Genomic DNA, 9,775 nt, shown 5'->3' on the forward strand with positions numbered 1-9,775 from the left:
AGAATGACTTCAGAATCGGAATAATTATAAAAAAAACTCAGGATTGAATTCAATCCTGAGTTTTTTGAAATTTACACAATTTATGGGTTTGTATTAATTATTTATTTTATCGATTTCACCATAAGTTACTTTTTTATAAACTTATAATAACCAGCCATAAACAGCCCATAAAATAAAGAGGCTAATAAAAGTTGGCCAATAAATCTGTACCAGGTTTCTGGGCCAAAATAATCTGCAATCATTTGGTTAAAACTACCTGATCTTAGAATCTTTAATCCAATTTTTACTATTGAAAACAATACTAAAAATGCGGCTCCAAATCTGAGAGTTAAGTGCAAAAAAGTTGCGTTTTTATACTGATTCATATTACTTTAATTTTTTATTATTATGATGGCGATCGTGATCACGATCTGTTTTAATATCCATTTTTTTATCAAAAGCAGCTTGTAAATCAATACCTGTTTGGTTTGCTAAACATAAAACCACAAAAACAACATCGGCTAATTCTTCTCCTAAATCTTTGTTTTTATCGCTTTCTTTTTCACTTTGCTCCCCATATCTTCTTGCAATAATTCTAGCAACTTCACCAACTTCTTCAGTTAATTGCGCCATATTTGTTAATTCATTAAAATAACGAACTCCATGTTCTTTAATCCAAGTATCAACTATTAGTTGTGCGTTTTTTATATCCATTTTGTGGTAATTTATTAATGTTCAAAGGTAATGAAGTTCTTAGAATATCTATCTATTTCAAAAATTTCAAAAATTCTTCTCTAGAAATTTCATCAGCACCTAAACTTTCTAAATGTGGATTGTAAACTTGGCAATCTATTAATTTATAATTTTCTTTTTCCAACTTTTGAACCAAATAAATAAATGCTAGTTTTGATGTATTACTTATTTTGCTAAACATACTTTCTCCACAAAAAACGGCTCCTAAATCAATGCCGTATAAGCCTCCAACTAATTCATTTTCAAGCCATACCTCTACAGATTTTGCAATTCCTTTTTCGTGTAATTTTAAATAAGCATCTTGCATCTCATCAGTTATCCAAGTTCCTCCTTGACCATCTCTTTTAATGGTTTTACAATTTGAAATAACGGCTTTAAAATTCTGGTTAAATGTAATCTTATACTCATTTTTTCGGATTATCTGTTTCATACTTTTTGAAATTTTTAAATCCTTTGGAAACAATACCATCCTTAAATTTGGACTGTACCAAATAATAGGCTCTCCAGAATTATACCAAGGAAAAATTCCACTTTTATAAGCTAATAATAATCGTTCTAAAGACAAGTCACCACCAATGGCCAATAAGCCATCTTTATCAGCTAAATGAACAGGAGGAAACACTAAATCTTTTGAAAGTAAAAACATGCATTTTTTATTTTTTACAAATATACTGAAACAAAAAAAAGAGAAAAACTTTCGCTTTTCTCTTTTTAAATACTATTTATACTTCCTTAAAAAGGTAAGTCATCTGGTTCGTTATCATCAGTTTTTGAAATTGTTTCAAGATTATCTAATGGAGCCATAGGAGGAACTTCTTGTCCGCCTTCAGCTTGTGCTAATTCAATTCTCCAACCTTGGATCGAATTAAAATATTTAGCAATTCCTTCTGGATTAATCCATTCTCTACCTCGTAAATTTATAGATACTTTAACATCTTGCCCTACTTGATAATTATTTAACAAATCACATTTATCTTGAATAAATTCAATCATTAACATTTGTGGATATTGCTCGTTTGTAGTAACAACTAATTCTCTTTTTCTAAAACCACTTGCTCCAAACGTTTGTGTTTCATTAATTAATTTAATTTTTCCAATAACTTCCATATTTCAAATTTTTTCATTAGCGGTGCTAAAACACACCAATTCTTTTCATTTTATTTCTAAATAGATTTCACAAATGTAATTTTTTTAAAACATCAAACCCAATATATTGCTTATCTTATTTTGTAAACTTATTAACATCAAAAAAAATATTTGGGTTTAAATAATTACTTTTAATAATAAGGTTTTAATTTTTAAGTTATATACAACATATATTCTATATTTGAATAATGGCTTCATACAAAAACGCACAAATAATTCGTTGGGCTGTAATAATAACTTCATTTATTATTGTAGCACTTATTTTATGGAATACTTATGATTTTTTTCAGAAGTTTAAAAACGAAGAGCGTGATAAAATGGAAATTTTAGCAGGTGCGTATGAGCGCTTTGGCACATTCGATTTAAATGCCGATTTTTCTTTGGAAGACAAAATTATTGGAAAGAATAACAATATTCCAATGATAATTACTGAAAAAGATAGTATTACTTTATGGGCTAATTTAGATTCTGTTAAAACAAAAAAAACAACCTATTTAAAAAAGCAATTGGCTATTATGAAAGGTCAAAATGCTCCTTTAATAGTTAGTCATAAACGTGGAAATACGAGTCAGTTTATTTATTACAGAGATTCTGATTTATTAACTAAATTAAAATATTATCCTGTTGCTTTAATTCTTATTTTATTTTTATTTGCAAGTGTAATTTATTTATTTTTTAAATCGAATAAAGTTGCCGATCAAAATAAACTCTGGACTGGGATGGCTAGAGAGACTGCACATCAAATTGGCACACCGCTATCATCTTTATTAGGTTGGATTGAAATTTTACGACTAGAGAATACAGATGAAAGCACTGTACAAGAGATTGAAAATGATGTAAATAGGCTAAATACAATTGCTGAACGTTTTTCGAAAATTGGCTCAATTCCTGTTCTAAAAAGGCACAATATTGTAAAAGCAACTAGAGATTCTTTTAATTATTTAGAGTTGAGAAGTTCTAAACAGGTTGAATTTAAATTTGAAACTTCAAATTTCGAAATATTCAGCAATATTAACGTTCAATTGTTTAGTTGGGTTATTGAAAACCTTATTAAAAACGCCATTGATGCAATGGAGGGGAAAGGCAAAATTTTTCTTTCTATTTCAGAAGATGATAAACAAGTTTTTATTAAAATAATAGATACTGGAAAGGGGATTCCTAGAAACATGCAACACAAAATATTTTCTCCTGGTTTTACCACTAAAAAACGTGGCTGGGGATTAGGCTTATCTTTGGCGAAACGAATTATTGAAAATTACCATAATGGTAAAATTGCCGTTTTAAAATCTGAATTGAAAAAGGGAACTACTTTTTTAATAGTCTTAAAAAAATAAGCTTATAAATTTGTAGCAATTGCTTTTGCAGTAGTTTCAAATTCTTGAGGACTCATTTTTACTTTTTTAATAAATTGAATGTCTTCCATTTTTTGTAATGGAATTAAATGTACATGTACATGAGGCACTTCTAAGCCAATAACCGCCATTCCAATACGTTCACAAGGAATTACTTTTTCAATTGCCTTAGCAATTTTTCTGGAATAACTCATCAATCGGTTATATAGTCCTTCATCTAAATCAAAAAGCTTATTTATTTCTTTTTTTGGTACTACTAGTGTATGGCCTTTAGCATTTGGATTGATATCTAAAAAAACATAAAAATCTTCATTTTCTGCAATTTTATACGATGGAATTTCACCATTAATTATTTTTGTGAATATAGAACTCATACAATCAATTTTACTCAAAAATAAGAAACCCTTCTCAATTTGACAATTGAAAAGGGTTTTAAAAGTTTTTAAAACCTATTTATTGTTTTTATTATCTCGAAATTTCTAAAATTTCAAAAGTTAAAATTCCATTAGGTACTTGAATCTCAGCAACATCACCAACTTTTTTTCCAAGTAATCCTTTTCCAATTGGGGAATTTACTGCTAATTTTCCTTCTTTTATATTTGTTTCAGAATCTGCAACCAATGTATAATTAACCTCCAAATTGTTGGCAGTATTTTTTAATTTTACTTTTGAATGGATTAATATTTTAGAGTTATCTAATTTAGATTCATCTATAATTCTAGCATTTGAAATAACTTCTTTTAGCTTTGCTATTTTTAATTCTAAATGAGACTGTTCTTCTTTTGCAGCGTGGTACTCGGCATTTTCGCTTAAATCCCCTTTATCTCTTGCTTCAGCAATATCATTACTAACCCTTGGTCTTTCCACATGTTCTAATTGATCTAATTCTTTCTTTAGATTTTTCATTCCTTCTTCAGAATAATACGAAATTTTACTCATAACTTGTCGTTTTAATAAATACAAAAATCTCACAACTGAAAGCCAGAATGAGATTTAATACAAATGTACGAAATATTTGTAAATTGCAATCGTTTAACCAATAAACGCAAATTAAACTTATGCGAAAATTACTTGTATTGTTTTTAGTATTATTATTTATTTCTTGCGAAAAAAATGAAACAAATGATATTTTACCAGAAATTAGTTTTAGCGAAACGGTAAATTTAAATTTACCACAATATATAGACCTTCAAGTTCCAAGTGGTTGGGCTTATACAAGTGGAGCTATACAAGGTATTATTATACAAAATACTGGGATTGGGAATCCCTCTTTTAAAGCTTTTGAAAGAGCTTGTCCAAATTACGATTGCTCTATACCTATGGTCTTTGATGGCAGCCTTAAGCTAAAATGTTCTTGCGACAATAGTGAATATAGTATTTACGATGGTTCACCACAAACTTCTGGAAATCGTCATTTTGCAAGAGAATATAGAGTTGTTAAAAGTGGTTCAGTACTAATTATTACAAACTTTTAACTATAGATACCTATTAAATTAAAACAGATTACTATTTTTGTCTGAAAGCATAAAAAGTGAAAAATTATTTCTCATCAAATTTTAGATTAGGCGTTTTAGGCGGAGGGCAATTAGGCAAAATGTTATTAGCTGAAACTCACAAATTCGATATATATACTGTTATTTTAGATGGTGCTGCTGATGCTCCTTGTGCACAGATTTGTAACGAGTTTCACCAAGGAAGTTTACTAGATTTTGAAACTGTTTACAATTTTGGAAAAAAAGTAGACTTGTTAACCATTGAAATTGAACATGTTAATATTGATGCTCTTTTAAAATTAGAGCAAGAAGGTTTAGAAATATATCCGCAACCTAGTGTTTTACAAACAATTCAGCATAAAGGAAAGCAGAAAGATTTTTTTGTAAATAATAATATTCCAACATCACCTCATAAACGTTTTTCTTGTTTAAATGAATTAAAAAAGGAGGTTTTAAATTTCCCTTTTGTTTGGAAATCTGCTCAATTTGGATATGATGGAACAGGTGTTAAAATTGTAAAAAATTACGATGATTTAAATTCTTTAGCTGATACTGATTGTATTATTGAAGATTTAATTCCATTTAAAAATGAATTAGCAGTAATAGTTGCCCGAAATAAAGATGGTGAAGTAAAAACATATCCAGTAGTTGAAATGGAATTTCACCCAGAAGCCAATCAGGTAGAATATGTTATTTGTCCTGCTAGAATTTCTAACGAAATTGCCGAAAAAGCAACAAAGATTGCATTAAAAGTAGCTAGATCTTTTAAACATATTGGTTTGTTAGCAGTTGAATTATTTCAAACCGAAGATGATGAGATTTTGGTTAACGAAGTAGCCCCAAGAACTCATAATAGTGGTCATTATAGTATTGAAGCATCTTACTCTAACCAATTTGAACAACATGTAAGAAGCATTTTAAACCTTCCTTTAGGAAATACAGCTAGTAAAGTTGCCGGAATTATGGTAAATTTGGTTGGAGCAGAAGGGTTTTCGGGTGATGTAGTTTATGAAAATATGGAGGAAATTCTAAAAATGGATGGAGTTACACCACATATTTATGGAAAAAAACAAACCAGACCTTTTAGAAAAATGGGCCACGTAACCATTGTAAATAATGATTTAGCAGAAGCACGTAAAATTGCTGAAAAAGTAAAGAATACTATTAGAGTTGTGAGTAAATAGTTGTTGGTTTTTAAACTTGAACCTATTAACTTTTAAACTTTTCAACCTTTAAATTTTTTAACTAAAATAATTATGAGTAAAGTAGGAATAATAATGGGAAGTGATTCTGACCTTCCGATAATGCAACAGGCAATAGATTTTTTAAAAGGTTTTGATATTGAAACTGAAGTTGATATAGTTTCTGCACATAGAACTCCAGAAAAATTATTCGACTATTCAAAAAATGCTCATTTGAGAGGAATTTCAGTAATTATTGCTGGTGCTGGAGGTGCAGCCCATTTACCTGGGATGGTAGCTTCTATGAGTCCATTACCAGTAATCGGCGTTCCTGTAAAGTCTAGAAATTCAATTGATGGTTGGGATTCTGTTTTATCCATACTTCAAATGCCAGGAGGAGTTCCCGTAGCAACAGTCGCACTTGATGGGGCACTTAATGCCGGTATTTTAGCCGCACAAATTATTGGTAGCTCAAATAAATCTGTACTTGAAAAGATGTTGCTTTACAAGGAAAATTTAAAAATAAAAGTTATTAAAGCTTCTGAAAATCTTAAAAGTAAATTACAGTAAAATGCCCGTTTTAGGTATAATAACTGCTCCATTTTTATTTTTATAATTAAATCCAGGTGCAATTGTATTCAAGTTTAATATTCTATCTTTAACCTTCATTGTAAGTGATTTTTTAGTATTTTTTAAAATAGATTTCATAACAGTATCTATTAAAATTAATCGAATTATTCTTTTACATTTATCTATTTATTATAACGTTCTTTTGCTATAAATAGTATATGATATAAAAATAAAATACGTTTTATTTTTATATCATATTTTGCTTAAAAAACCAGTATAAATAATACCTTTGTTTATATAAAAAGACTCTATTTCAATTATGAAATGAGCACACTAAAAATTTATCATGCAATGAAATGGTTAATAGCGAATCAGTCTGGCGGTCTGGCAGCATATGACATTAAAAAAATAAAATAGACTTATGAAAAATCCTTTATTAGAAAAATTTAATACACTATATTCATCTGCTCCTTTTTCAAAAATTAAAAATGAACATTTTAAACCTGCTTTTATTGCAGGTATTAAAATTTCAAAAGAAGAAATTGACCAAATTGCAAATAATAAAGCTGTTCCTACTTTTGAAAACACTATTGCAGCTCTAGAATTTTGTAGTGAAAAATTAGATAGAATTTCAAGTGTTTTTTTTAATTTAAATAGTGCTGAAACTAATGATGAAATTCAACAAATTGCCCAGGAAGTTTCTCCAATGTTATCTGAATTTTCAAATGACATAACTTTAAATGAGGAACTGTTTAATAGAGTGCAGCTTCTTTACGACATTAAGGATGAGCTAAATTTAACACCTGAGCAAGACATGCTTTTAAACAAAAAATATAAAAGTTTTGTCAGAAATGGTGCTAATTTAGAAATCCATAAAAAAGATGAATTAAGAAAAATTGATACAGAGCTTTCTAAATTAAAGTTAAAGTTTGGAGAACATGTTCTAGCAGAAACCAATGCTTTTGAATTGCATTTAACTATTAAAAATGAATTAGCAGGTTTGCCAGAAAGTGTTATTGAGGCAGCTGCATTAAACGCCAAACAAAAAAACAAAGAAGGTTGGGTAATTACATTAGATTATCCTAGTTACGTTCCATTTATGATGTATGCAGAAGATAGAAATTTAAGAAAAAAATTAGCTATTGCATTCGGAGCTAAGGCATTTAAAAATAACAAATACGACAATCAACAAATTGTTTTAGACATTGCAAACTACAGACATAAAAGAGCTGTTTTATTAGGTTACAAATCCCACGCTCATTTTGTTTTAGAAGAAAGAATGGCTGAAAATCCAGAAAATGTTACAACTTTTTTAAATGATATTTTAGAAAAAGCAACACCAGCTGCTAAAAAAGAATTCGATCAACTTAGCGAAATTGCAAAAAAAGATGGAATTACTCAACTTGAAAAATGGGATAGTTCTTACTATTCAGAAAAATTAAAAAAAGAACTTTTTGATTTAGAAGAAGAAAAACTAAAGCCTTATTTTAAACTAGAAAATGTAATAGCTGGGGTTTTTGAGATTTCAACCAAATTATACGATTTACAGTTTGAAGAAATATATAACATAGACACCTACAATAAAGATGTAAAAACATATAAAGTTACGGATACTTCTGGAAACTTTATAGCTATTTTATATGCTGACTTTTTTCCAAGACCAGGGAAACGTAATGGCGCTTGGATGACTACTTTTAAGGGGCAATGGGTAAAAGATGAAGAAAACTCCAGACCTCATATTTCCATAGTATGTAATTTTACAAAACCAACAGAAACAAAACCATCATTATTAACTTTTAACGAGGTTACCACGTTGTTTCATGAATTTGGACACGCTTTACACGGTATGTTGGCAAATACCATCTATCCAAGTTTGTCAGGGACAAATGTGTATTGGGATTTTGTTGAACTTCCGAGTCAATTATTTGAAAATTGGTGCTACCAAAAAGAGGCTTTAAATTTATTTGCCAAGCATTTTGAAACAAATGAATTAATACCAATGGAATTAATTGATAAAATTAAAAAATCTTCAAACTTTATGGAAGGAATGCATACTGTGCGCCAAATAAGTTTCGGACTTTTAGACATGGATTGGCATAGTAAGAACCCATCTGATATAAAAAATGTTAAAGAATTTGAGTTAACCTCGTTTAAAAACACCAACCTTTTTCCAGATGTTAAGGAAAACTGTATGAGCACTTCATTCTCGCACATTTTTCAAGGAGGTTATTCTGCTGGATATTATTCTTATAAATGGGCTGAAGTTTTAGATGCAGATGCTTTTGCATTGTTTTTAGAAAAAGGAATTTTTGACAAAGAAACTGCAAGAAAATTTAAATCTTTTGTTTTAGAAAAAGGAGGCACAGAAAACCCTATGAAACTTTATAAACTTTTTAGAGGAAAAAAACCAGACAATGCTGCCTTGTTAAAAAGAGCCGGTCTACTCAAATAATTGAAATTTTATAAAAAAGAGGGAAATTTTAAAATAAAATTTCCCTCTTTTTTGCAATTTAAAAATAAATATTCTCAAATTTAATTTAACAGAGTATAGATTTTCCTTACAATAGTATTGAATTACCATATAAAAAGACTGAAAAATCACATAAATGGTGTGTTTTGACAAATAAATGGCAAATTTTTTGTTCAGCTGGGTATTTAAACTTATATTTGTTATGTAATTAATTCATAACCCCAACAATAATCATGAATTTTATTTTAATAAACACCCCAATATTCAAAAACGACAACAGGTTTATTCTTTATAGATAAAACTTGTTGTTGTTTTTTTTTAACCCCAAAACTCAAATAAATTAACCCCAAAACTTTAATCCCCACAAAATGAAATCCTTCTTAATTCCCCTCGTGTTGTTTGTATCTTTATTGTTTTCTTGTTCTCCATCAGATGAAGATGCCAATTTATTTGAATCAAGTAAGATTGAAGAAGTGTCAATTAATGTGGTTTATTCAGATATTGAAACTGAAATTTTAAATTTGGTAAACAAGTATAGAGAGACGAATAGTTTAAGCACTCTTAAAGTTTTAAATATTATTTCAAAAGAAGCAGATACTCATACAAACTATATGATTACTAATGGAGAAGTAAGCCATGCTAACTTTAATATAAGAGCTCAGAATTTAATAAAGGATGCAGGGGCAAAATTTGTTTCAGAGAATGTGGCATATGGATATAGTTCGGCACAAGCAGTTGTTAACGGTTGGATTAACAGTTCTGAACATAGAAAAAATATAGAAAACCCTGATTCTACTCATTTCGGTATCTCAACAGAATCTGATGATAATG

Annotated in this window: 13 protein-coding genes; 6 read left to right on the forward strand and 7 right to left on the reverse strand. The window is 29.0% G+C overall.

Annotated features, from left to right (window positions below):
* Positions 1 to 125 precede the first annotated feature (125 nt).
* The 4 genes from AB1Z17_RS02035 to AB1Z17_RS02050 form a co-directional block, all read right to left on the reverse strand.
* On the reverse strand, positions 126 to 365 hold the full coding sequence (locus tag AB1Z17_RS02035; RefSeq protein WP_368050121.1) for a hypothetical protein: 240 nt from the start codon (positions 363 to 365) through the stop codon (positions 126 to 128).
* 1 nt (position 366) lies between these two features.
* Positions 367 to 693 (reverse strand): nucleotide pyrophosphohydrolase, encoded by a 327-nt coding sequence (locus tag AB1Z17_RS02040; RefSeq protein ID WP_368050122.1) that lies wholly within the window; start codon positions 691 to 693, stop codon positions 367 to 369.
* 52 nt (positions 694 to 745) lie between these two features.
* A complete protein-coding gene (gene aat, locus AB1Z17_RS02045) occupies positions 746 to 1,378 on the reverse strand; it encodes a leucyl/phenylalanyl-tRNA--protein transferase (RefSeq protein WP_368050123.1) in 633 nt (210 codons plus the stop codon).
* 86 nt (positions 1,379 to 1,464) lie between these two features.
* Complete coding sequence (locus AB1Z17_RS02050) at positions 1,465 to 1,839, reverse strand: DUF3127 domain-containing protein (RefSeq protein WP_368050124.1); 375 nt, start codon at positions 1,837 to 1,839, stop codon at positions 1,465 to 1,467.
* A gap of 227 nt (positions 1,840 to 2,066) precedes the next feature.
* Between AB1Z17_RS02050 and AB1Z17_RS02055 the strand changes: the two genes are divergently transcribed.
* On the forward strand, positions 2,067 to 3,212 hold the full coding sequence (locus AB1Z17_RS02055) for a PAS domain-containing sensor histidine kinase (protein ID WP_368050125.1): 1,146 nt from the start codon (positions 2,067 to 2,069) through the stop codon (positions 3,210 to 3,212).
* Between the two features lie 2 nt (positions 3,213 to 3,214).
* Here AB1Z17_RS02055 and AB1Z17_RS02060 read toward each other — a convergent pair whose 3' ends face one another.
* Together AB1Z17_RS02060 and greA are read right to left on the reverse strand one after the other, a co-directional pair.
* Positions 3,215 to 3,604 carry an HIT family protein gene (locus AB1Z17_RS02060; RefSeq protein ID WP_368050126.1) on the reverse strand — a complete coding sequence of 130 codons (390 nt, stop codon included), beginning with the start codon at positions 3,602 to 3,604 and terminating at the stop codon, positions 3,215 to 3,217.
* 91 nt (positions 3,605 to 3,695) lie between these two features.
* Positions 3,696 to 4,169 carry a transcription elongation factor GreA gene (gene greA / locus AB1Z17_RS02065; RefSeq protein WP_368050127.1) on the reverse strand — a complete coding sequence of 158 codons (474 nt, stop codon included), beginning with the start codon at positions 4,167 to 4,169 and terminating at the stop codon, positions 3,696 to 3,698.
* A gap of 119 nt (positions 4,170 to 4,288) precedes the next feature.
* On the opposite strand from greA, the gene AB1Z17_RS02070 reads away from it, so the two are divergent.
* The 3 genes from AB1Z17_RS02070 (at position 4,289) to purE (ending at position 6,474) form a co-directional block, all read left to right on the forward strand.
* Entirely contained in the window at positions 4,289 to 4,705 is a 417-nt protein-coding gene (locus AB1Z17_RS02070) for a phosphoribosylaminoimidazole carboxylase (RefSeq protein ID WP_368050128.1), read from the forward strand.
* Between the two features lie 56 nt (positions 4,706 to 4,761).
* Positions 4,762 to 5,907: a 5-(carboxyamino)imidazole ribonucleotide synthase gene (locus AB1Z17_RS02075; protein WP_368050129.1), complete on the forward strand. Its 1,146-nt coding sequence runs from the start codon at positions 4,762 to 4,764 to the stop codon at positions 5,905 to 5,907.
* Positions 5,908 to 5,979: 72 nt separating this feature from the next.
* Positions 5,980 to 6,474 carry a 5-(carboxyamino)imidazole ribonucleotide mutase gene (purE, locus tag AB1Z17_RS02080; protein ID WP_368050130.1) on the forward strand — a complete coding sequence of 165 codons (495 nt, stop codon included), beginning with the start codon at positions 5,980 to 5,982 and terminating at the stop codon, positions 6,472 to 6,474.
* Here purE and AB1Z17_RS02085 read toward each other — a convergent pair.
* Positions 6,466 to 6,612 carry a hypothetical protein gene (locus AB1Z17_RS02085; RefSeq protein ID WP_368050131.1) on the reverse strand — a complete coding sequence of 49 codons (147 nt, stop codon included), beginning with the start codon at positions 6,610 to 6,612 and terminating at the stop codon, positions 6,466 to 6,468. The two genes, purE and AB1Z17_RS02085, sit on opposite strands and share 9 nt — an antisense overlap.
* Before the next feature lie 283 nt (positions 6,613 to 6,895).
* Between AB1Z17_RS02085 and AB1Z17_RS02090 the strand changes: the two genes are divergently transcribed.
* Both AB1Z17_RS02090 and AB1Z17_RS02095 read left to right on the forward strand, forming a co-directional pair.
* On the forward strand, positions 6,896 to 8,926 hold the full coding sequence (locus AB1Z17_RS02090) for a M3 family metallopeptidase (RefSeq protein WP_368050132.1): 2,031 nt from the start codon (positions 6,896 to 6,898) through the stop codon (positions 8,924 to 8,926).
* Between the two features lie 386 nt (positions 8,927 to 9,312).
* On the forward strand, positions 9,313 to 9,775 hold a 463-nt coding region (locus AB1Z17_RS02095; RefSeq protein WP_368050133.1), incomplete at its 3' end, for a CAP domain-containing protein.

It is taken from the genome of Lutibacter sp., assembly GCF_040883305.1.
GTDB lineage: Bacteria > Bacteroidota > Bacteroidia > Flavobacteriales > Flavobacteriaceae > Lutibacter.